Source organism: Psychrobacter sp. I-STPA10, assembly GCF_021012795.1.
In the GTDB taxonomy this organism is placed as follows: domain Bacteria; phylum Pseudomonadota; class Gammaproteobacteria; order Pseudomonadales; family Moraxellaceae; genus Psychrobacter.
The window spans coordinates 46,550-71,063 of record NZ_VFYU01000012.1 but is presented as its reverse complement, the minus strand read 5'-3'; the positions used below and the strand labels follow the sequence as shown (position 1 = coordinate 71,063).

General features: G+C 31.9%; 10 protein-coding genes and 1 pseudogene. 10 read left to right on the top strand and 1 reads right to left on the bottom strand.

What is annotated here, in order from left to right; translation table 11 throughout:
* The first annotated feature begins 585 nt into the window (after positions 1-585).
* The 10 genes from FHK89_RS05210 (at position 586) to FHK89_RS05165 (ending at position 23,993) form a co-directional block, all read left to right on the top strand.
* Positions 586-921 (top strand): hypothetical protein, encoded by a 336-nt coding sequence (locus FHK89_RS05210; RefSeq protein WP_230657605.1) that lies wholly within the window; start codon positions 586-588, stop codon positions 919-921.
* Between the two features lie 592 nt (positions 922-1,513).
* Positions 1,514-3,682: a vWA domain-containing protein gene (locus FHK89_RS05205; protein ID WP_230657603.1), complete on the top strand. Its 2,169-nt coding sequence runs from the start codon at positions 1,514-1,516 to the stop codon at positions 3,680-3,682.
* 45 nt (positions 3,683-3,727) lie between these two features.
* The gene (locus FHK89_RS05200; protein ID WP_230657600.1) at positions 3,728-7,096 is read left to right on the top strand and encodes a tubulin-like doman-containing protein; all 3,369 of its coding nucleotides are present in this window, start codon (positions 3,728-3,730) and stop codon (positions 7,094-7,096) included.
* Positions 7,097-7,099: 3 nt separating this feature from the next.
* On the top strand, positions 7,100-8,938 hold the full coding sequence (locus FHK89_RS05195; protein ID WP_230657597.1) for a hypothetical protein: 1,839 nt from the start codon (positions 7,100-7,102) through the stop codon (positions 8,936-8,938).
* 31 nt (positions 8,939-8,969) lie between these two features.
* Entirely contained in the window at positions 8,970-9,827 is an 858-nt protein-coding gene (locus FHK89_RS05190; RefSeq protein WP_230657595.1) for a hypothetical protein, read from the top strand.
* Positions 9,814-12,861 carry a hypothetical protein gene (locus tag FHK89_RS05185; RefSeq protein ID WP_230657592.1) on the top strand — a complete coding sequence of 1,016 codons (3,048 nt, stop codon included), beginning with the start codon at positions 9,814-9,816 and terminating at the stop codon, positions 12,859-12,861. Before FHK89_RS05190 ends, FHK89_RS05185 begins: the two co-directional genes overlap by 14 nt.
* Before the next feature lie 42 nt (positions 12,862-12,903).
* Positions 12,904-17,370 (top strand): hypothetical protein, encoded by a 4,467-nt coding sequence (locus FHK89_RS05180; RefSeq protein WP_230657588.1) that lies wholly within the window; start codon positions 12,904-12,906, stop codon positions 17,368-17,370.
* Positions 17,371-17,381: 11 nt separating this feature from the next.
* Positions 17,382-21,659: a hypothetical protein gene (locus FHK89_RS05175; RefSeq protein WP_230657585.1), complete on the top strand. Its 4,278-nt coding sequence runs from the start codon at positions 17,382-17,384 to the stop codon at positions 21,657-21,659.
* An 87-nt stretch (positions 21,660-21,746) separates the two neighbouring features.
* Positions 21,747-23,612: a hypothetical protein gene (locus tag FHK89_RS05170; protein ID WP_230657583.1), complete on the top strand. Its 1,866-nt coding sequence runs from the start codon at positions 21,747-21,749 to the stop codon at positions 23,610-23,612.
* 21 nt (positions 23,613-23,633) lie between these two features.
* A complete protein-coding gene (locus FHK89_RS05165) occupies positions 23,634-23,993 on the top strand; it encodes a hypothetical protein (RefSeq protein WP_230657580.1) in 360 nt (119 codons plus the stop codon).
* Between the two features lie 87 nt (positions 23,994-24,080).
* Here the strand turns inward: FHK89_RS05165 and FHK89_RS05160 are convergent.
* Positions 24,081-24,275: pseudogene (locus tag FHK89_RS05160) on the bottom strand (IS3 family transposase); the annotation flags it as partial.
* Between the last annotated feature and the right edge of the window lie 239 nt (positions 24,276-24,514).

Sequence of the window (24,514 nt, the reverse complement as noted above, 5' to 3'; positions counted from 1 at the left end):
AAACGAGCATAAAATGACTCTTATCTGAAAACTATCTGAAAACAGAGTTATCTATTCAATTATCTATTTTAACCATCTACTTCAACACTCATTTCTGTTATCGATTTCACTTATATTCTCTATATCATAACGATGCTTTTTAAGCAGGTTTTATCAGTATGAGCATCAATCAGCGATAATATATTCAGCAGTTACAAATCTCCTATAAACCATAACTTATGGTTTTATGATGATTAATAATCATTTATATTTAAAAAATAAATTAACATAATCAAATATATATGAGTAAATTATAAATTGAGGTATGCAACTAATTAAAAACTTTTTTTTATTAATTTAATTTTATTAATAACTTTTATGTATATTTTGAAAGATATTCATGGTAAATTGTAAGTTGTAGATACTGCACAAAGCAAATCCTAATCTTAGATATCTACCTTCTCTATCGAGGTTATTATGAGTATTTATACAGACAATTTGTTCAATAATCAGAACATATGTTGTACTAAAAAATGTTTAAAAGTACTAGCTACTAGTACAGAGTTTTGTAATACAGAGTTAACGGGACGTGAGCGACAGTTTTGTATGTTATTAAAAAGCGATGATAAAATGAGTCGCTATATCGGACTACAGATGCTTGAAAAAGTTAATTTAGAATACCTACTCAGTATGGGGTATATACAGTTGATTGGCGTGCCTATTCAAGAGCCGTCTTATGATATGTGCCAGTTTCAGAATTTTGATGATCTGATGCAGCTGCAAGAGATAGAGCAAAGTCAGGAAAGTGACATAACAGATGATCAGTCTGCCGCTTTTAAAAGCTATCAAGAAATGGCTGAGGATAATATGGTGTCTGCCCTAGCACCTGTGTATGAGGGCATTGACCCAATAATAAAGTTTATGTCTGGTAATATTGATTAATGATTTATATCTAGTTTTGTAATAAAAAACTTGAGTTTGTATCAAAAAGCTCTGGTCTAGCAGTTACTGTTAGGCTAGAGCTTTTTTAATAACAAAATTTGAAATTCTATATATTCAGTTTTAACTTTATTGTTATAGGGTCTGTTGAACTTTCACCCCGTTAGGCTAATATCCATAAGGGATATAGCTATTTTTTCTTTTATGTAAAAATTGGCTTTATTCTGCATTAATAAATAGGTTATTATTCCAATAATTATCTGCGTTTATTGCCTTGACTAATTAATTAAGACATTGCTTGTTAAAATTAGTAACTCAATTTTTCTTATGAAGATGAGTGTTCAACAGACACTAAGGTGCAGTCATTAAATCTTAGATTATTGTTATCTTTTATTCCTAATCAAAAGGGGTTGTTGATTTGTATGTATTGAACTTGACATTGTTAACACATGTTAACATAATTGAAGCTATTTACAATTTTACATATATAAAAATGAAGCAGTATATTTAATAGAAAAAAACTTAAGGTAATGTTAAGCTAAAGCAAGTCAGAGTAACCTTCTTTTTAGTATCCCGGTATTTATTAAGGACAATAATGATCAGTCAACTCACAAGTCAGCAACTTTTGATTAATTTATTTTTACTTGTTTTGCTTGGTTTTGGCTTATCTACAACAGTAAAGGCAAATACTAGCAATACTGGTAAAGCCGTTGCTATATATTATGATGTTTCAGGTAGTATGAAAGGTCCAGAAACTAGATGGCTTGCTGCTAACTATTCAATGCAGTTATTGTCTGGACTTATTTCAGTCGATGATGAGTTGTATGTTGCTAAAACAAACAGTCCTCAAAATTTCCAACTGATTCAAGGCCAAAATGAGATCAATCATTTTATTTTGAGTATGCAACAAGAGCCAATCCCAGATGGTGGTACTCCTTATGCAGGTATTTCTACACTTCTACAAGCCTTAGATAAATCTAATAAACCTGCTAAATGGTTAATTGTCATTACTGATGGTGAAATGCAAGGAGAAGATGATCCAGATAAGGGGCTTACTCAGAAAGACTATGAAAAATTATTAAAACCTGACATGGAATTAATAAAAAGAGCAGGTATCAAAACTTCATTTGTGTTAATTGAGGAAGGAGCAAATGAACAGCTAGCAGATTTATGGGTCAAAGAAGTAGCGGGTGAGAAAATTATTATTCCTAAAGCATCACAACTACCCAAACAAATGGAAATATTGGCAGCCAAGCTAACAGATAGAGATCCAAATGGTCTAAAATTTAATAAACAAGGTAGTAAAGTACTCGTTCAGTCTATTTTTCCATTACGTAGTATGGTCGTTGTGAGCCAAGGTGAGAATAATATTAAGGTTGATAAGGCTTATTTACAATCTAATGCTGGTAATAGAGCTCTGAATAATATTAACTATCAAATTAAATCACGAAAAGATAATAATCAGATACATAAATATGGAACAGTGACGCATTTAGATTTTGAGCAGCCAATAGACCTAGGTGATGAAAAAGCAGTTATTGAGTTTGATGGTAGTATTAATTCTATAGAGTTAGCAATCTTACCTGAAGTGGCAGCAAAGCTGAATGTGAATGTTGTAGATGATAAGTTGCAACCCATTGCAAAAAATGCTAGTGGCTTCTATGAAGTTTGTATGGGACAGAATATTAGGCTTCAGTCTTCTCTCACAGATAATAATAATAATTCATTGCTCAAATATACCAATGATAGCAGCAAATTTGAAGTTGGCTTTGCCAATGGTAATCAGCCATTACTCTCTACTTATGATAAATCCACAGGTGTTTTTACAACTATACTAACAGCTCAAAATCAAGTTTTACTAAATCCTTATGCTAAATTTCCAGGTTATTTTAACTTTCAAAGCGATACGATTAATATTCAACCAATTAATTGTGAACGTGAAGTTGAGATAGTCAATGAAACAAAGTTAGATAGTGATTTGATGTGGGTGCGAAATATTAATGAGTTAAGCAATGAAGATGCAATGACCTTTAGTATTTTGATTGATGGTAAAGCCGTTAGCCAAAATGAGATTGAGTCTTGGAACTGGAAATATGACCAAGATCGTTGGCAAATGCAAATAATAGATTCTAAAGTGGTATTTACCCCCAAAACGACTTGTTGTGCTTTTATATGGTCTCGCCCTCAAGCTTATATAGGTAATTTTATATTATCTGTAAATACAAATAATAAATATGACACTATCAAGTATCCAAATAATTTAAGCTATGAGTGGCGTTTGCCGAGTGGTATACAAAAGTATTGGTGGCTATATGGCTGTCCTTTTGTAGTACTCATTGGATTTTTATTACTTTTAGCTTATCTATTTAGGATAATTTTTACTAAAGATCGCTTTGGTAGAAAGGCTAGAGTTCATATTGAACGTGATGGTTTTAGAAATAGTGAGCCTTTAGTTCGAAGCAAAGATCTATTAAAACGTTGGTTATGGCCTAGTAAACGTGAAAGTAAATCTATAAATGGTATTACTTTTTATGCAGTAGGTCGCAGTGGACATTCAGTGCTAGTAAGTGGTAAGTCTTTGGAGGAAAAACACAGTATAAGTAATTGGATGTATGATCCAGATGCTAAGGTACAGGCAGACGTACGACTAGATGATGGTGGTCTTATTGTAAAAGAAGGGGTTAATTATAATACACCTGAATACCGTATGCAGTATACAACTAGTTCAACGACCCCAAACTGGCCAAGTAATAGTTATTTTTAAAGCTTATATTTATATCAAAAACAACCTAATTAAGGATAAAAAAATATGTCAGATAATACTAATCGTAATATACATGAGTTTATTAGTGATGCACCTACTTTAATTATTGGTTTAGGAGGGCTTGGTTGTTATATGGCCAATAGCCTTTATGAGGAGCTCTCTGATGAACAAAAAAAATATGTCGAAGCTGTGGTATTAGATACAGACGTACATGAATTAAAAGAGGATATATATGAGACATTAAAAAATAGTAACTCTATGATTCAAACCAGTCCGAATGAAGTGGTGATGTCTTGTGTTAATAGATTACGAGTTAGTAAAGGTGTGGAGCAATGGTTTCCAGTTGATTTATTAGATGGTTTCTTAGGATATAAGATTATGCCGGAGGGGGCGGCACAGGTGCGTAGTATTTCTCGCCTTGCTATGTTAGATACGATAAAAAGTAATCGAATTAATATTTTAAATAACAAATTACAACGGCTTTTGGCTAGAAGGGATCAACAACTAGTGGAGCCTGCCCGTATTGTTATGATTAATTCAATTGCAGGCGGTACAGGGTCAGGATGTTTTTTACAGTTGGCGTTATATATTAGAGCATTTTTTGAACAAAAAGGAGTAACGGGTATTACTGTTCGCAGCTTTATTGTTATGCCAGAGGTTTTTATTCAATCTGGTGACTACAATAGCCAAAGTTTAGTAGAAAATGTTCGAGCAAATGGCTATGCCTCGCTCAAAGAGTTGGATGCTGTATGTGCAATAAGAACTAGCCAAAACAATACCATAAGTGGTAGTAAGACGTTATATCCCATCGCTTTAGAATATCAACCAAACCAAACTGATGCTGTTGAAATTGGTATAGGTACACCACCTTTTGATGTGGTCACATTATTTGATTATGCAGATGCTAAAGGTGGTAATATTAACAGTAAAAACAATTATATTGAAAATGCTTTTGATACAATAAGGCTGCATTTATTTTCTCCATTGATTGGTAAAGGTGGTATTGGTTCACAAACTGATAATCTCATTAATCATCATATTGCTTCAGGTAATCGCTCAAATTATTCCTCAGCGGGAGTGGCGAGCATAGAATATCCTATAAAAGATATGATTGAGTATATGTCGCTACGTTGGGCAATTGATGGTATATCTGCTGATTGGCTAGAAATAGATGAACAAATATTAGAAGAGGTACGTCGAGTAGAGAGCTTACGCAAAGAAGGTATTTTGCAAGAAATTCCTGATCAAAATAAACGCTTTACTGAGCTTGTTCGTGAAAAATGTGAAGTACAAAAGCCAACTCCATTTTATCGTCATATATATAATGATTTACATGTGCTTAATGAAAGAGGGGAACGTACTGAAGTTAAACATATATTGTGGCTAAATAAAATTGCAAAGCGTCTTGAAGAGATCGTAGCACAAGCAGTTGATGAGAAAAACAAAATGTTGGTGCTGAATTTAGATGCTCTAAAAGACTCAGAAAATGTTGAACCACAAGTTAGGGGCTATGAGCAAGCATTATCACGCTACCAAAAAGAGATGGAACAGCGAGTACAAAACTCAGGATTAGCGGTCGCTAAAGAGGTCATATGGTCACCTTATCAAAAAAATATGGATGTATTGCCTCAACAAGAGATTCAGTTAAATACATGGTTATTATCTCAGTCTGAGGCTATGCATCCTCTTGCTATGCGCTATTTCTTATGTGAATCTATCCAAATTTTAACAGCTAAATTACAAGAGTGTAAATCTCGACAAGTTAAGACCGAAGAGAATCTTGATAATTATAGTATAGTTTATGATAATCCTAAAACGGAGGCTATAGAGTCAGCAGTAGATAAAGCAAGAGAAAGTACAGGTGTTTGGAGTCGTTTAAAAGGTGATCTTAAAAGATTTGCAGAAGAATATGAAAGTAAATCTAAAGCACAAAAAAATAATATCGAATTAAATGCAAGGCTATTAGTACAGATTGATTGCTATGAAACACTATTAGGTTATCTAGAAGATTTTGCTGAAACTTGGCGTATTTGGTTCAATCGTTTAGAAAATGTGGTTAACCAAAATAAACAGACAATCAACAAGCTTGCCAGTCAACATGATAATAAAACTAATCCAACTGTAGTATATGTACTCGCCAGTAAAAGTATTAAAGAAAAGTTGTGGGAAATTGAAAAGACACAAAAAGCGAATAATCAGTTCCCAGCAGATATTTCAAAACAAATATACACTTCTATTTATAAACAAAAAGGTAAGCAGTATATTGATCAACTACCACCAAAGCAATCGACTAAATGGGTTAGTGAAGTTTTTGAAAATTATGTTTTAAGTTGGTGTAAACAAGAGATAGCGAAATCTGACAACATTAATATGAATGTCTCTGAAGCTATTAGAAAAGAACTAGAAATAGATCAACGAATGGGAGCAATACCAAGTGATATAGAGCCTGCTTATCAGTTACAAAGTTATATTAATAAATTGAATGCATTAGCAGTACCTCTCATTAATCTTAAAACTGGTTCACAAGGAGAGGATTTTAACTTTGTCTGTATGCACCCTGATGTTCGAGATGCGTGGACACCTAATAATATTGAAGCTATTATTGGTAAACCATTTGTGAATAGTGGGTTTTCAGAATATAAAATTAGTAAACTTGCGATGAAGTATGGTTTGTGTGCGGTAGATATTAGTGATATTGGTGATGAGAATGGTGTTTATCGACTTGCTTATGAGCAAAGAGTAGCAGCTTCTAGAAAAGTACCTAGAAAATCTACTACCCCTCATTTAGATGATCATTGGGATTCGCCTGCTTTTCTGCCAGAAGTAGATGATATAAAACAAGAAAAAGCAATTGAAAGTATCTTTGAAGCCACATTATTAAATGAAGCCTATCGTTTAGATGATAATGAAAAACCATTAGTTTTTTCATTAAAATTTGATTTGATTGCATTATGGCATTGGAATGTTAGTAAAGGGCATCCTGTACCTATTCCAGGTCTAAATAGAAAAGCAGCTGAAGCAACATTATTTAACTTAGTAGATGTATTTGCAGTTAATTATCATCTAGTGCAAGAAATTAAAGATAGGGAAGAGCAACGCTTAAAAGACTTGCATAAAAAACCTGAAGCTGCTCCAATTATTAAGCATGCTGTAGCGTTGCTAGAGTTAATTTATGAGGTTCCTTCTCAGACCACAGATTTGAATATAGGTCGAGATAGACAGATGACTTTAATTAATGTTTTATTAAAGAGTATTTATAACACGATAAGCTCAAGATATGAAAATAATCTAACCAAACAGACCTTTAATAATGTAATGAATCGCTTAAAGTTAGACGTGGTAGGTTTACAAGATAAAACAAGTGAATCATACGTTAATAATGTATTGACATACATTGATAATTATATGGACTAGAGTATGAGAAAAATAGTAGTTTTCGATATAGATGGAAAACTAGATAAATTTAGTCCACATTTAAATAGTGAATGTTCAGATGGATTTTTGATATTCTCTCCAGCAGAAATTAATAAAACTGCTTGGAGAGAATGTTGTAATTTAGTGCACTACTGTATACAACATCAACATATGCCAATTGAATTTTGGTTTTTATATGAAATAGATGAGTACAACAATAATGATTATAATGTCTTAAATTTGAATGATTATTTAGGGAGTGATTTACTCAATAATATACCAAGTATCATTAAAGATAGTCTGCGCTCAGGTTTGATAAAAATAAAGCCTTTAGTATGGTTGCCACTTCCATTATTAGGTCGTATAGACAGCTATACAGAAATTACATATAGTGTTCCTTATGAAGAAGATATATCTTATCTGCCTCCAGTAGTAATAAAAACACTCTTAAATCCTCATAATCAAACGAATATTGCTAATAGATTTATGTTGCCAATGGCATTGGTTTTTTTAAAATATCAAAATAATATATTGGGACATGTTGGAACAGTAAACTTATACCAAGAGCTTTATTTAAAATCCAGTCAACAGATACTATTTGATGCAGTGAGTTATATGCAGCAATATTATCAAGCAGTTAGAGATTTTATTGGAAGGTCTGATACTTATGATAGATATGTATATAATTTAGATAATAATAGTTTTTATTCACTAAACATTGCACAAACTATCGAAACTCAGTTGCCAGAGTTTATAATAAATGACATAGATATTTCTTACTTTTATCATCCAATACTCGATGAGAGAAAAGTTGAGGAGTGGTTTGATAGTGAAATTAAGAAGACTTTAGCAAGTTGTCATAATTTTGAGACTAAGTTAAACGAAGATTATGAAAACTGTTTAGCAGCATTAAATCAAGTTCAACAGCAACAATCTATTCAGCAGCTAGCTAATTCACTAGATGGTAATCCTAAATTAAAAGATTTTGAGTCAAACTCAAATCAAAAGAAGCTGTCTTGTATAAAAAGTATAATTGATGAAAGTATTGCTATACATAAACAGACGCTTAGTGAAACAGAGGATAATAATCATTTTTCTAGACATATAATAAGTTTTGAAAAAACATTAAAAGATTGGCAGCAAAATAATAGAGAAGTAATGATTGATACATTACGTTTGCGACCAACAACTACTGTATTATATGTGACTTTGGTATCCTCTATATTTATTATATTATTTATACTCTTATATGCCACAAATAATACATCGTTGCTATTTCAGCCAATTACATATTTACCCATACAATATCAATATCTTATTCCAGTATTACTCATAAGCTTATTTTTAATGATAGTAATCTCTTTAATTTTATTATTAATAAAGCACCGTAGAACCATTGATCAATATAACAAGATAAAGGCTAACTTAGCAAATATACATAATAGTATCATTATAGATAGTCAGAGTGAAATTAATGCTAGATCAAAAAATCTTCAAATTCAAATGCTAGGTAAAAATAGAAACCTAATTGAGAATATTGAAAAATACCAAAAGAATAAAGACAGCAAGTACTCTTATTTTAAAACAAACCTTATTAACTACATCAAATATTGTTATATACCTAATAATAATGAGGATTTCATTATTTATAATATTAATGAAAACAACTATTATGATATCAATCCATTGGAAAATATAATTTTTTCGTCGGAGTTAGGTTGGAGAGGATCTAGCCCCCAGTATCCTACCATAAAACAGGGAAATCAGATTATTAATCCTAGTATTCAACACTATAGTATACTTAATAAGCTGATAGGTGTTGAGAGTATCGAATTAAAATAAATTTTTATTTAACTTACTAGGGTGGTTGGTTATGCCTATATTAAAAAAAATATTATTTCATTTTGGGATTTGGCTGTCAATAATTTCTACTCTAAATATAGTGTTATATGTGACTTCTAAAATACCAACTTTAGGAATTTTCCTATTGTTATTATGGATAATTAGTTGGTTAATTATGTTTAAATCAAATAAAAATAAGAGGTTTCAGCATTCAATTGTTATTATATTTGATATAATTATAACGCTTATATTTTTTCTTTTATTATATATTTTTATTAATCAGTATAGTGCTTTAGTTAACAATACTCCTAGTACTACAATAAATATTGTTAATTATATATTGTCATCATTTCATATTTCGATACCTAAATTGCAATTCGAAATATTTATAATTTTCAGTTTAGTATATTCTTGTATTCTTTTGATGTTAAGAGCTTCATTTATAAATATTATAAATAATAATGAAGATTTTTTTAAAAAAATATTTCAAAATATTTATGATATTGCATATATTACTGAGCTGTCAGGTACTTATCTAAAGCCGTGGGTTACATTTTCTAAACCTTTTGCGTTTATATTTATGATACTTGGATGTGGTTTATTTATATGGTACTTTTCAAGTGGTGTCTATTACTCTGCTTATCCAATTCCATGGTTGGTTTGGTTTTTTGATTTCTTTATTGTGATTGCTGTTGATTGGTATTTATGGTTAAGTGGTACGGTGCATAAATATAGCTATGAACCTAAATTTGAAGAGCAGAAAGATGATGATGTAGAGAAAAACTTACTTTATGAAGATCTCTGGAAACGTTATCATAAATTTTGGAAGGAAAAATGGCTAGTAGCTGGTAATATATCTACAGGACCTAAAAAAAATGGCGAAAATTAAAACTATTGAAGGGTTGATGGATAAGGAAGGTGCTTTGGTTATCAATACTTATCCAAATAGGAAGGTCGCTATAAGTATTAAAAATAAAATAAATAGTATTACAGATAAAGGGGAGCATGTTTTAATTTTAAAAGGTTATACCTCTAAAAAAATTAATGAAATTGAAATACATGAAAATATATTTTTGGATGAAACTTATATAACTACTCCATTTAATCATGGTTTTGGTTATCGATGTTCTATTTATGATTTAATAGATATATTAAAAGACGATGAGTATAATTCTTGGATAAAGAAAGTAAGATTAATTCTTATTGAGTCAGGTGATGATGTATTTTATGAACCCAATATTTGGGAAACTGCTTTTTATCTATTACAAGATAAATTGGTAGGTCTAAAAGTGCAAGCATTCCCTAACTTGCTTATTCTTATTAAACCGAGAAATTCTGTAGAGCCTGCATTAAAGGAGGTATTACCTTTATATGACTCTAAGGCTAAGAATGAAACAACCCTGTGGCGTGAAACATATTTCAATATTACTACAGATGAAGTGAAAAAACATTGGTGGACAATTTGGTCTTCTTGTGAAAGTGATGATTACCGTAATAAGCTGATTCCCAATAATTCTGGTCAATCAATAGGAATTATTGCACCTTTGGCTCAATTTGCAGGGCGTTGGGGGATAGAACGTACGAATAATCTAGCAGTATTTACCAATGAAAGTGGAGAAAAAGATAGACTGGAAAATCTTGATGAAAACATAAGTCAAGTGATGTATAAAATGCAAGATAATGTTTCTTGGCAGTTTTTTGCAAAGTATGAAAAATTTAGTGGTGCTGTTACTATTTCTGATAATACTGGTAATCCATGGTTAACTTTAAAAAGTTTAGCATTTAGCTTTCCTGATTTGACTATTTCAAATGTTGTGGCTAAACAAACTCTAATGCTTGAATATTTTTTAGCAAATGCTCATTGCTTTGCAACAGTACCAATCCAACCTCTATCACCTAGGATAAAGAGAAATTCACCTTATAATACAGTATTAGTTTTACTGCAGCGTTTAAAACACTCTTCACGATTATCATTAGTAAATATTAGCTATTTATTGAGTAAAATTGATACTCAAAATGGCGATAGTAATTATTATGAAAATGATATATTTGGTCAGTTTAAATATTTGGTGGGTAAATATTTTGGTGAGACAGTTGCTAATCAGTTAAGGTTTACTTTATTAAATGAATGGGATGATGAAAAGCAGGGTTATCTAAATAAAGGCTTTGTATCTATTGATGAAAATTATTTGCATAGAAGTATAGATTGGTTGCAATCAGTAGAAGTTAGAGACGGTAATAACCATTTCAGTACTATTTTAAAAGATCATATTTATCAGTATTATTGGGTTGGTAAACAAGTACTTTTTTTTGGGAAAGTATTTACAGTTGAGAGTATTGATGCACACAATAATCTAATTAATGTCACCCATTGTAATGATGTCAGTTTGCTTGATTATCGCCTTGATAAATATATTACAGTTGCACAGTTTCCAGCACAATGGACTAAGGTTCGTTCTCTTTCTAGTGTCACTTCATATAAAGATGGAAAGCTAGTTATAGATAGTTATATTTTGAATTTTTCAGTTCACTGTGGCAATGAAATTATCTGTAATAATAGTATGTGGAAAAATCCATCGATAACTGTTAAATCAGATTATGAGTTTGTTGAACGAGATTATCCGTTTGGGCGTGTTTTGCGTATCAAGCTGCTTAATAATAACAACCAATCATTATTAACAGATCAATCGGCTATTGCTCTTTCCGCATGGCTAAATGAGTCAATAATAACATTGTTACCAGAGATACATCCATTTTTTGTCAGTGCCCCCCAATTGGTTGATAATAATAATAGACCAAAAGATGTCGTAACAAATATTTGTATTCCAGAGTTAAATTTTAGTAGTGATGGAGTGAAACGTATAAGTTGTGTATGGATATTTGAAGATAGTCATACAGATTTGGGTATCATACGAACAATTTATGATAACTTTCAGCATTTATTAGATTTATGTTACGATTGGTTAGAATGGTTTTTGGTTGATTCTAAAGTGGAGGTTGATAGAAGATTAAAGCAAGTCTGCTTGGAGAATATTAGTTATCCTTCTAGTAATTGGTTTAGTTATGGTAGTCATGTGGTAGATGATGCAATAGATTTACTAGGGTTAAGAGAGGCTATTAAAAATTTATTTGGTAGTACTCATGAGTTTAAGATTACTTCTAGAAGAAGACGTATAGAAAAGCAGGCTGAGAAATATAAGCTCATTGATAATGACACAGGTTTGATTTATGAGTGTGATATATGTCAAAAAGTAATTGCAAAAGAAGAAACAAGTTTTGTACTCAGTGATGGACGCATTAGTTGTGATGAGTGTTATCAAGTAGGAGTTACTGATGTTGCGGAAGTAAAAAAAATATATCAAAACTTAATTCTAGATTTTTATAGTAGCCAACACGAAATAAGCAATTTTCCTGATTTACAGATTCAGTTGGTAGATCAAACTAAGATATCTCAGCAACAGAATACAACTTTTATTCCTACCTCTCGTTTTGATAGTCGAGCGATTGGACTTGCAGTGAGTAAAGGTATTTTAAGCTCAGCTACTTCTTTGAGCAATAGTAAATATAAAGTAATGCTTGAATCTGGTCATAGTATCGAAAATACTGCTGGGACTTTAGTTCATGAGTTATGCCATATATGGCAATATGAATATACAGATTATGTAAAGTTAGAGAGTAAATATGGAAAACATATTATAGAGGGGCATGCTGTATGGGCTGAAGAGTCTTTTTTAGATTATTTAAATGAAAAGCCTTATGCTGAATTTGATGATGAAAGGTTAGCACATGTTAGAGTAGGTAATGATGCACATAAAAATTCAGACAGTGTGTATGGCAAAGGTTATAGATTGTTAATAGCTAAAATGGGAACTACAGATGCTTCTGCATTTAAATGGGTTTTAAGGTTTTTTATTAAAAAATGATTTAAATATTTATAAAAATAAGATAATCTAAAAGGAAATCAAATGCCAAATCAATCTATTGATAGCATCTGCCCCAATTGTCAAAGCGATGACACAGTTTTATCTACTAAAAGACAACAATACACATGTGAAGACTGTGAACATCAATGGAATGCTTCCATACAAACTGCCTCTGAGAATAAAATATTAAGCGCAAATGAAGATAAAATAATAAATGAAAAAGACTTTTGTAAAAGCTTAGCAAACAGTGAACTATGGCAAAAAGAAATCCTGAATAATTGGCCAGCCCCTATTGCTCATGAATACCATCGATTGCAAACCATTTTAGATGAAGGCACCTTTATCACTGCCATTTTGCAACTCAAAGATATCATAGAAGTTGTCATTAAATTTACCACCATCAGCATGCACCAATGGCTTCAGCATACCGATCCCAACTTTGACCCACAAGAAATGAATCAAAAGCTATTTGCAGCATTAAGCTTAGGTCATTGGATGGGGATGATGCGTAACAATGCCAGAGCCATTTTAGATAGTCAAACAGCAAACTATGGACTGGGACAACAACTTGCTACATGGCTTTATAATCCAAGACAAAGTGCTGCCTATAGGCTACTGAATGACATGGTCAGTTGGCGTAATGACGAAATAGGACATGGTGCATTAAGATTACAGACACAAGAACTATGGGAAGACTTTGCACAAAGGCTTGAACAACTGCATCGCATACTCATAGATAACAATCCATGGAAACATACTACATTATACACCCAAGACCCAGACAATCTTGACAACATAATCAGTCCATTAATTGGCAGTGAAAGTATTAGACAACGTCATGATAAGCTAACTCCGCAAAGCATTACTGCACATCATATTAGTAAACAGAACCTATACCTTAACTTTAATGACACAAAGCATAATATAGACATTCTCCTAAGCCCCTATATCCACATCCATACCTGTCGTAAATGCCACTTACAAGACATCTTTATTTATGACAGCTATGGCAAACAAGGATTTTATCACCTAGACTACCTATCAGGACATCGGATACGACTTGCTAAACACGAAGCACAACCACTAAGCAACATACTAGAACAAATTAACCTAGAGCACATAGCCGATGAAGACAATAACCTACAGCAACACGCTCTTAATCAAAGCATCGTAGACTTACTAGAATCAAAATCCTTAGAAGCAGATTATCTATATCCTCAATACCTATATCAAGCACTCACCAACTTCATTGACGACCAAGATCAAGGGCTCATGTGGTTACAAGCCCCTGCCCACATAGGTAAAAGTATCTTTGTACACAGTATTGGCAGTCAGATGGATAACAATCCAGCAATAGACTCACTAATCGCTATCAAATTTCACATACGGCGGGAATTTCGCTACTTTGCTCACCACCTTATAGAAAGCATTAATGGACAACTAAAAACAGCCTTCAATCTGACCAGTGGTACACAAGCCTTACCACAAATAGACCTAAAACAAGGACACCTAGCCCTAATCAACTGGCTAAACCAATGGTGGAATATTAGTCCACAAAGACATACCCATCGACTACTCATCGCCATTGATGGCTTAGATGAAATCGGAAAGCCTGACCCCAACAACCAACATACCCAAACCAGTATTCTAGACATACTACCGCAAAGCCAAGACCTAGCTGTGCTCAATGAAGGTATCTACCTATTACTGACCTCACGACCAATAATAGAATGCCCTACATGGATGCAACCACAACTAGACAACCAACTAAGCAGTAGTTATAGCATACAAATAGACCTAGAACATAAAGAATACCAAAAGCTATTATGGCAATACTTAAATGCCAAACTACAAACACAACTACAAAAATTTAATAAGGAAGAAAAAGCAAGTTTATTTACGACCCTATTAGAAAAATCAGAAAAAAGATTCTTATACTTTAGCCTACTCATAAACCTAATCCAAGAACAACAACTAACCCCATCACAACTGCAACAACTACCAAAAGGGCAAGCACTATACGGACACTACTTACAAAACCTAGAAATACTATTAGGTAAAGAAAGTAAACAATTTCAACGTATCCAAGACTTACTCACCTTACTCACAGCCTGTGAACAAGCAGCGGTGACAGATGCTGATATTCAAAACAGTGCCATGACTATTAGAGATACAGAAGACACCACCATAACAGGTAGTAGTGAGCAAGTAGGTAATCTTTACTGGAGAGGGCTAGACTTAGCTACTATTGCAGGATTATTAGAAGAACCAGCAGGTATCTGGTCAAGTCAACTGATATTTACCCTATATAGTCTGAAGAGTTTATTTAAAGTAGAACGTAGTGGAGAACAAGCACATTATCGTTTAGGACTAAAAGAATTAGGAGAGTTTATCGATGAGTATTGGGGCGGAGAGGTAGAAAGATGGCATGAGCGATTAAGTATTCCATTTTATCGGACATGGCAAGAGCAATGGGATTTATTAGCAACGGATATCAATGAAAATCTATATCAGTTACGTTATTTGTTAAGTCATGCTCAAAGGGTGCGTGAATTAACATTCAAACAATTAAATGATAAACAAGATTTCAAAGGTAATTATATTGACGAATATTTTCTATTAATTATAAATGATGAGGATTTATTGAAGACTTATTATAAGAAGTATGAATTAGATAACAAAGCTTCTTATTATCTATCTGCTTTAGAATGGATTAATCTATATTTATATTGTCTACAGAGTGAAAATGATATAAGTGATAATAAAAAAATAAATAGCATTGCAGAGGCATTAATGAGACGAGGACAGTTAATAAGAACACTTGGAGATAGTAATTTAGCTTTAGTTAATTATAATAAATCTATTTTATTACTTAAAAATTTGCAAAAAAAATCAGAAAAAGAAGAATCTATAACTTCAGTGTGGAAAGATAATTTAGTAGGAACTTTAGTTAGACGTGGTAATTTATTAAGATCTATTGGAGATTTAATATCTGCTATTAATGATTATAATTATGCAGTTTCACTACAAGAGCATCTATGCCAAGTATTCAATAGAAAAAGTAGTGATTTATATTTTTCCCAGAACTCTTTAGCGATGGTATTGAATAATCGTGGAAACTTGTTTAAAAGTCAAAGAAATTATCAAATGGCATTATCTGACTATAATAAAGCTATTTTTTTAAGGAAAAATATATATAAAAATAAAGAATTTTTAAATAGAGATTCTGATAAATATCAAGATGATTTAGCAAGTGTTTTAAATAATAGAGGTAATCTATTTAGAAATTATAGAAAGTTTGATCTAGCATTAGAAGATTATAATTTTGCAGTAGTTTTACGTAAGGATTTATATGAAAGATTAAAATATAGCAAAAAATATCAAAGAAAATGGAAAAATAATTTGGCACGAGTTTTAAATAATCGAGGTAGTCTTCTAGAAAAGAAATGTGATTACGTTTCAGCTCTTAATGACTTCAATATCTCAGTAAGATTGCGTGAAGAGTTGTATTTTGAACTTAATCCCTTGGGTAATTATTCACCCAAGTGGCAAAGTGATTTTATTGATATACTAAAAAATCGTGGAAAGTTATATACAATTATGGGGAAATATACATATGCATTAGAAGACTATAATCGTGCCATTGCTCTTTCAAAGAATTTATATGATAAGTTGCATAATACAATTAATTACTTACCAAAATGGCAAAACTCCTTAGCAAACTGTATTATGAATAGAGGATCATTATTTTATTTGATGGGAAATGATAAAAGAACTTTAGAAAATTATAATGAATCTATTGAATTGTCTAAAGATTTATATAATAAAATTAGTGATGATAATTACTCATTAGATTGGAATCATACATTCAATAATTTACTAGTAAATCAAGTATTATTACTAAGTCTTAAAAAGTCAGAAAATATAAATTATTATAATGATATAGAAAAATACTTAGTGTTATATGAAAAGTTAGAAAGAACTTTAGAAGAAGATATTGACTCTCTTGATAACTGGAAAAATAATATAATAGATTTATTAGTAAAACGTGGAAATTATATTAAAATTGAAGAAAAAAATTATAAAAAGGCACTTGATTATTATAGCCAAGCGATAAATTTATATAAAGACTTATATAACTTACTGTCTGGTAAAAGTATCTATTCTTTTAGATGGAAAAATGATTTAATAGAGGTTTTGATGTTACGTAGTTTAGTTCATAAAGAACTTGAAAATATTCCGGCTATGCAACAGGATTTAGAACAAGCTAGGCAGATCTTAGTGGAACTAGTTATTAAACAAAGTAAACAAGAGTATCTATCACGTTTACTGGAACTGCAACATCGCCTACATGAAATGCTAAATTTACATGATGAACAAATAACAGATAAGCTTAACCAATCTACCAAAATACTTATTGCTAATATTGAATCTACCTATGCAACAGAGCAATTAACTACTGATGAAATACAATGGCTTGATAAACTTAAATCCTTAATAAATACTTAAAAGGAAATAAAATGTCAAACCAATCTATTGATAGGATTTGCCCTAATTGTCAAAGCGATGACACAACTTGGTCAAACAAAAGGCAAGAATACAAATGTGAAGACTGTAAACATCAATGGAATGCTTCCATACAAACTGCCTCTGAGAATAAAATATTAAGCGCAAATGAAGATAAAATAATAAATGAAAAAGACTTTTGTAAAAGCTTAGCAAACAGTGAACTATGGCAAAAAGAAATCCTGAATAATTGGCCAGCCCCTATTGCTCATGAATACCATCGATTGCAAACCATTTTAGATGAAGGCACCTTTATCACTGCCATTTTGCAACTCAAAGATATCATAGAAGTTGTCATTAAATTTACCACCATCAGCATGCACCAATGGCTTCAGCATACCGATCCCAACTTTGACCCACAAGAAATGAATCAAAAGCTATTTGCAGCATTAAGCTTAGGTCATTGGATGGGGATGATGCGTAACAATGCCAGAGCCATTTTAGATAGTCAAACAGCAAACTATGGACTGGGACAACAACTTGCTACATGGCTTTATAATCCAAGACAAAGTGCTGCCTATAGGCTACTGAATGACATGGTCAGTTGGCGTAATGACGAAATAGGACATGGTGCATTAAGATTACAGACACAAGAACTATGGGAAGACTTTGCACAAAGGCTTGAACAACTGCATCGCATACTCATAGATAACAATCCATGGAAACATACTACATTATACACCCAAGACCCAGACAATCTTGACAACATAATCAGTCCATTAATTGGCAGTGAAAGTATTAGACAACGTCATGATAAGCTAACTCCGCAAAGCATTACTGCACATCATATTAGTAAACAGAACCTATACCTTAACTTTAATGACACAAAGCATAATATAGACATTCTCCTAAGCCCCTATATCCACATCCATACCTGTCGTAAATGCCACTTACAAGACATCTTTATTTATGACAGCTATGGCAAACAAGGATTTTATCACCTAGACTACCTATCAGGACATCGGATACGACTTGCTAAACACGAAGCACAACCACTAAGCAACATACTAGAACAAATTAACCTAGAGCACATAGCCGATGAAGACAATAACCTACAGCAACACGCTCTTAATCAAAGCATCGTAGACTTACTAGAATCAAAATCCTTAGAAGCAGATTATCTATATCCTCAATACCTATATCAAGCACTCACCAACTTCATTGACGACCAAGATCAAGGGCTCATGTGGTTACAAGCCCCTGCCCACATAGGTAAAAGTATCTTTGTACACAGTATTGGCAGTCAGATGGATAACAATCCAGCAATAGACTCACTAATCGCTATCAAATTTCACATACGGCGGGAATTTCGCTACTTTGCTCACCACCTTATAGAAAGCATTAATGGACAACTAAAAACAGCCTTCAATCTGACCAGTGGTACACAAGCCTTACCACAAATAGACCTAAAACAAGGACACCTAGCCCTAATCAACTGGCTAAACCAATGGTGGAATATTAGTCCACAAAGACATACCCATCGACTACTCATCGCCATTGATGGCTTAGATGAAATCGGAAAGCCTGACCCCAACAACCAACATACCCAAACCAGTATTCTAGACATACTACCGCAAAGCCAAGACCTAGCTGTGCTCAATGAAGGTATCTACCTATTACTGACCTCACGACCAATAATAGAATGCCCTACATGGATGCAACCACAACTAGACAACCAACTAAGCAGTAGTTATAGCATACAAATAGACCTAGAACATAAAGAATACCAAAAGCTATTATGGCAATACTTAAATGCCAAACTACAAACACAACTACAAAAATTTAATAAGGAAGAAAAAGCAAGTTTATTTACGACCCTATTAGAAAAATCAGAAAAAAGATTCTTATACTTTAGCCTACTCATAAACCTAATCCAAGAACAACAACTAACCCCATCACAACTGCAACAACTACCAAAAGGGCAAGCACTATACGGACACTACTTACAAAACCTAGAAATACTATTAGGTAAAGAAAGTAAACAATTTCAACGTATCCAAGACTTACTCACCTTACTCACAGCCTGTGAACAAGCAGCGGTGACAGATGCTGATATTCAAAACAGTGCCATGACTATTAGAGATACAGAAGACACCACCATAACAGGTAGTAGTGAGCAAGTAGGTAATCTTTACTGGAGAGGGCTAGACTTAGCTACTATTGCAGGATTATTAGAAGAACCAGCAGGTATCTGGTCAAGTCAACTGATATTTACCCTATATAGTCTGAAGAGTTTATTTAAAGTAGAACGTAGTGGAGAACAAGCACATTATCGTTTAGGACTAAAAGAATTAGGAGAGTTTATCGATGAGTATTGGGGCGGAGAGGTAGAAAGATGGCATGAGCGATTAAGTATTCCATTTTATCGGACATGGCAAGAGCAATGGGATTTATTAGCAACGGATATCAATGAAAATCTATATCAGTTACGTTATTTGTTAAGTCATGCTCAAAGGGTGCGTGATTATGTACAACAGAGTAATTATAAAGGATATATAACAGAAGATGAAATTATTGGCTGTTATCAGCAGATAATCAATGATGATCAGTTATTGAATTTATATGGTAGTAAACATAGTGATGATTATACAAACTATTATTATCAATCTGCTCTAGAATGGATTAATCTATATTTATATTGTCTACAGAGTGAGGGTAATCAAAGCTTACAAGACAATGAGTGGCAGTATGAGTGGAAAAATAGTTTAGCAATGATGCTAATGAATAGAGGTCTTTTATATCATGAGCAAAATAAATTCAATAAAGCATTAACAGATTATAGTCAAGCCATTGAGTTAGCATTAGAGTTACAGAAAGACTTATCTAAGGAAGGTTGTTACACAGCAGTATGTCAACATGACTTGGCTCTTATATATATGAATCTAGGTAATTTATATAAAGATCAAAATCAAGTTGAAAAATCTTTAGAAAATTATAATAGAGCTATTGATATAAATTTAGAATTACAAAAACATGACAATCAATATCCAGACAAGTGGAAAAATGATCTAGCTAATATTTTTAATAGTAGAGGTCTTCTATATCAGAGTATGGGCGAGAGTAATCTTGCTTTATTTGACTATCAGTTTTCACTTAAGCTATGCATAGAACTAAAAATTAAACATAAAAACTTCTTGCTAAGAAAATTTTTATTATCAAATAATTATTTATGTATTAAATATAAAAAATATTTCTTTGACAATAATTATTTTATAGAATCGCAAGAAGATATTTTAGCAATGATTTTATGTAATATGGGTTGCTTATACATTGGTGGATTTAACAACTATAAAAAATCATTATTTTATATGAACAAAGGAATAAATATATATTATGAATTATGTGAGAGAAGTGGTGATATTCAGTATAAAATAAAATTATCAACTAATTTAAGCAACAGGGGGTTATTATTAGAAGATATTTCAGAGAGAGATAAAGCTATAAGTGACTTGAATGAGTCTATAAGTATAAAAACAAGTTTGGAGCATTTATGTTTTCAAAATAATATTGATTTTACTCCAGACTTTAAAGCTAGTTTAGGGTATTGTTATATAAACAGATCAAAGCTATTTGCAGGAAATACCAGCTCTTTAGCAAAACTTCTATTTTTATTTAATAGAAAAAAATCACACATTTCTTTTGAAAAGGATAATAGTTTAAAAAAGGCAGTTATTGACTTAAACTTAGCAATAAGAATTTTTTATAAGTTAAAAAATAAATATAAAGAAATAAATTATAAACCAGAGTGGGATTATATTTTATCATTATCTTTAATGAATAGAGGGCTTTTTTATATATGGCAAGGATATAATGATAAAGCTTTAAGTGACTGCAATAAAAGTATAGATATTCTTATAGATTTAAAGAAAAATATACATGAAAAGAATTTCTTGCCAGAATGGCATAATACGCTGATACAAGCCTATCTAAATAGAGCAATACTATATAGGCAAATAAGAAAAACAAAAAAAGCAATAGATGATTGTGATAAGTCTATAGAAATTTCCTTAGATTTTAAAAGGAAATTTGAAGGCAATAATAGATATTATTCATCAAAATGGAGAACTCAATTAATACACGGATTTTTGCATAGAGGAAATTATTTATTGATGAACAGAGAGTTCTCGAATGCTTTTTCTGACTATTATAAAGTTTTTTTTATAGGATTTTCTATTACGCAAAAAATACTTTTCATTATTTTTATAGCAATAATTTTTTATAATATTGTTTAGTGAAAATTTATATTAAAGCTTATATTAACAATTATCGTGATGTTTCTATATTTTAAAATCTATTAAGTAAATAAAAGAGATAAACTTATGAATGAAACAGTAGAGCAGAGTCGACAACAAGTGCTTACAGAAGCTACTCAAGTTGCTGAGTTTTCCTTGCATCTAGTATATCCTTTTACTTTTACTGGTAATATTCATGACTTCGTAGATAGTTACCTGCAACAACAAACAGTTGCTAACTTATTGAGTCAGGAGTTACCAGTCTTTTTAGAAGCCTTTGACTTACAAGATTTAGAAAATACCATCTTACCCACCATAATAAGTGAAACAGACTCTATAGAGCAAGAACAAGAGCAAGAGGATAATTCAAATGATGAGAATACAGATAACAATAACCCAGAAGTCAAAAAACGACAAAGACAGATAAAAAGACAGCAAAAAATTGCGAAATTAAAAACACAACCATTATGGCAGGTGTGTCAACCTGCAATCTCTGAAGATTTATATCCACACATTCGCCAGCTGCTAAGTGCACAATCTCATGAATTATCTTATTGCTATGAACTAAATGATGAGGCTTGGCAATTATTGGATGGCGGTCTGGGACGTTTTGATAAGGGAATGGCAATAGATTTAAGCCGTTCTGCTGTTTCACGTCTGGGTATGTCCCAAGAGCAAACACCATATATCCCCTTTAGCTTTTGTCGAGCAACAAATGGCTCACACAATCAAAAACCACGATTATATTTGTTTAGTTTTGGTGAGGGTCTACTTACTGTAGAGCTAAGTATTGATAAACATTTTTTAAAACAATACCAAACACCAGCTATTTTAGAATTTGTGCATGTAATGGCACATGCTGATGCACACTCAGATAATGTTAGTTTTTTAATTAAAAAGAATCGTGATCCCATTCAACAAACCCAAAATAAATGCCAAATAATTGATATATTTTATCATTTGCTTGGACAATCTATAGCCAATAACAGTCAACAAGAAGTAGCAAGTACTGAGTGTTCTACAACTACTCAATCAAACAATCCTTCTGTAATAGCACGAGAAAAGCCAAGGCGATTTTTTACCTATTCAGCTCTGCGTTTTGATAATATGGGTATAAGCCTACAAAATGGTGATATTGAAATAATTAAAAAGAAAATTAGTATGGTGGCTTTCTCCTTAGCACATCGGCATACTTTCCATTATTTACCTACTAAGCAAAATATTGAAGAGAAGGTTTATTTACCATTTGTTAATATTGCTCACTGTAATAGTATTGAAGGTGGTGCAGTAGTTATTAATACCATGTATATGGTAGATAATAATCAACAAAAAATGGCTATAGAGCATAACAAACAGTTTATCAAGGATACTATTCGTCATGCTTACTTGCCTATGGTGTTATTAAGTTATCTTGAGTTTAACTATTTGATTAAATTAACTAGTGATATTTGTCCAAATGTGAGTCTTATATCTGCTAATGAAGATACGGTGATAAACTTGGAAAAACTACGTCGAGAAATGTTAAGTTTTCGTTTACATTTTCGTTACTCACAAGCCAGTCAATTAGCACAACATAATGATTTCTATAATCGCTGGCGACATTCTTTTGGTAATGATAGCCTAGCTAATGAATTGGCTGATGATATCTTACAAATTAATAATTTATTAACCTATCGCTTGGAACAAAATAAACAGGCTCTACAAGAGCAACAAAATAAATGGTTTACTGCTTTAGGTATATTAGCTACCAGCTTGCTATCCGCTATTGGTGTTTTTGGAACAAATTTTTATACATATAATAATCCAGACCTTAGAATTTTAAGTCCTGTGACTTTCATTACTTTCGGAGTATCTTTATTAGTTGGTGCTGCTGCAATTTTAGTATATCTAAAAATAATTAATAAAAATATATATAGTATAGGTAAGAAAAGTACTTATAATAATGACAATTAATATGTTTACAAGGAGGAATGAATGTACAAATATATATTAAGAATATTTGGAGTGAGCTTATTCTTACTAATGAGTGGATGTGATACGCAGTTTCTTGGTTATGATATTGTGATACAAAAAGAGGGTAGTTCAAATTCAGTGACTGTAGTTGATAAAGACTCAAGACTATCTTCTGTATATGAGGTGGTTAGTATTGGAGATAGTGAGCAGTTAGTTGTTCTTGCGATGGGTGAACCTGATACAAATTATCAAGAGCAGGGAACATTAGTGAGTTCACAAATTTATGAATGGTATACTGATACGCAAAAATATGAAATTGATTTTATATATGGACGAGTGCATAAAAAGTCTAAGACATTAATTAATTCATCAGCACCTTAATGTTTAGTTTTGAAAGTAATTTACATCATAAAATATATATCTGACCCCTGCTGTCAAAACCGTAGACCTCCACTTGGGAGATTTTAGTTAAGCAACTTGACGATAATAATCAAACCAAACCTGTCTAGGTGACCTCATGTTCAAACCCTGTTGAATCCTAGTCTGGTTGTACTCCAGCTCTATATATTTAACAATATCATTCATTGCATCAAATCTTGTTTGATAATGATGGTGATATACCAACTCATTCATTAACACACCCCAGAAGCTTTCTATAGGGGCGGTTCAGCTTCGGCTTTAAATTCTGTTGTGTAATGTGGTGTTTTCTTTGTCGAACTCCTATTTTTTTCTTAGTTTACCAAGTTTTACTATACGGTTTCTTTAGCATATATCAATAATAAGGGCTTTAAGTTTCATGACAAAATCTCTTTTTATTTTTTATGCAAAAAACATTGTGGAAGTAATAGTGTTTGTTTTATGTTTAAATTTTAAACACTAGATTATCGTATTTTTTTCAAATA

Bases quoted from the DNA above. Each gene is read 5' to 3' on its own strand.
- FHK89_RS05190 (WP_230657595.1), top strand. From the start codon at position 8,970: ATGCCTATATTAAAAAAAATATTATTTCATTTTGGGATTTGGCTGTCA.
- FHK89_RS05165 (WP_230657580.1), top strand. From the start codon at position 23,634: ATGTACAAATATATATTAAGAATATTTGGAGTGAGCTTATTCTTACTA.
- FHK89_RS05170 (WP_230657583.1), top strand. From the start codon at position 21,747: ATGAATGAAACAGTAGAGCAGAGTCGACAACAAGTGCTTACAGAAGCT.
- FHK89_RS05195 (WP_230657597.1), top strand. From the start codon at position 7,100: ATGAGAAAAATAGTAGTTTTCGATATAGATGGAAAACTAGATAAATTT.
- FHK89_RS05200 (WP_230657600.1), top strand. From the start codon at position 3,728: ATGTCAGATAATACTAATCGTAATATACATGAGTTTATTAGTGATGCA.
- FHK89_RS05185 (WP_230657592.1), top strand. From the start codon at position 9,814: ATGGCGAAAATTAAAACTATTGAAGGGTTGATGGATAAGGAAGGTGCT.
- FHK89_RS05205 (WP_230657603.1), top strand. From the start codon at position 1,514: ATGATCAGTCAACTCACAAGTCAGCAACTTTTGATTAATTTATTTTTA.
- FHK89_RS05180 (WP_230657588.1), top strand. From the start codon at position 12,904: ATGCCAAATCAATCTATTGATAGCATCTGCCCCAATTGTCAAAGCGAT.
- FHK89_RS05175 (WP_230657585.1), top strand. From the start codon at position 17,382: ATGTCAAACCAATCTATTGATAGGATTTGCCCTAATTGTCAAAGCGAT.
- FHK89_RS05210 (WP_230657605.1), top strand. From the start codon at position 586: ATGTTATTAAAAAGCGATGATAAAATGAGTCGCTATATCGGACTACAG.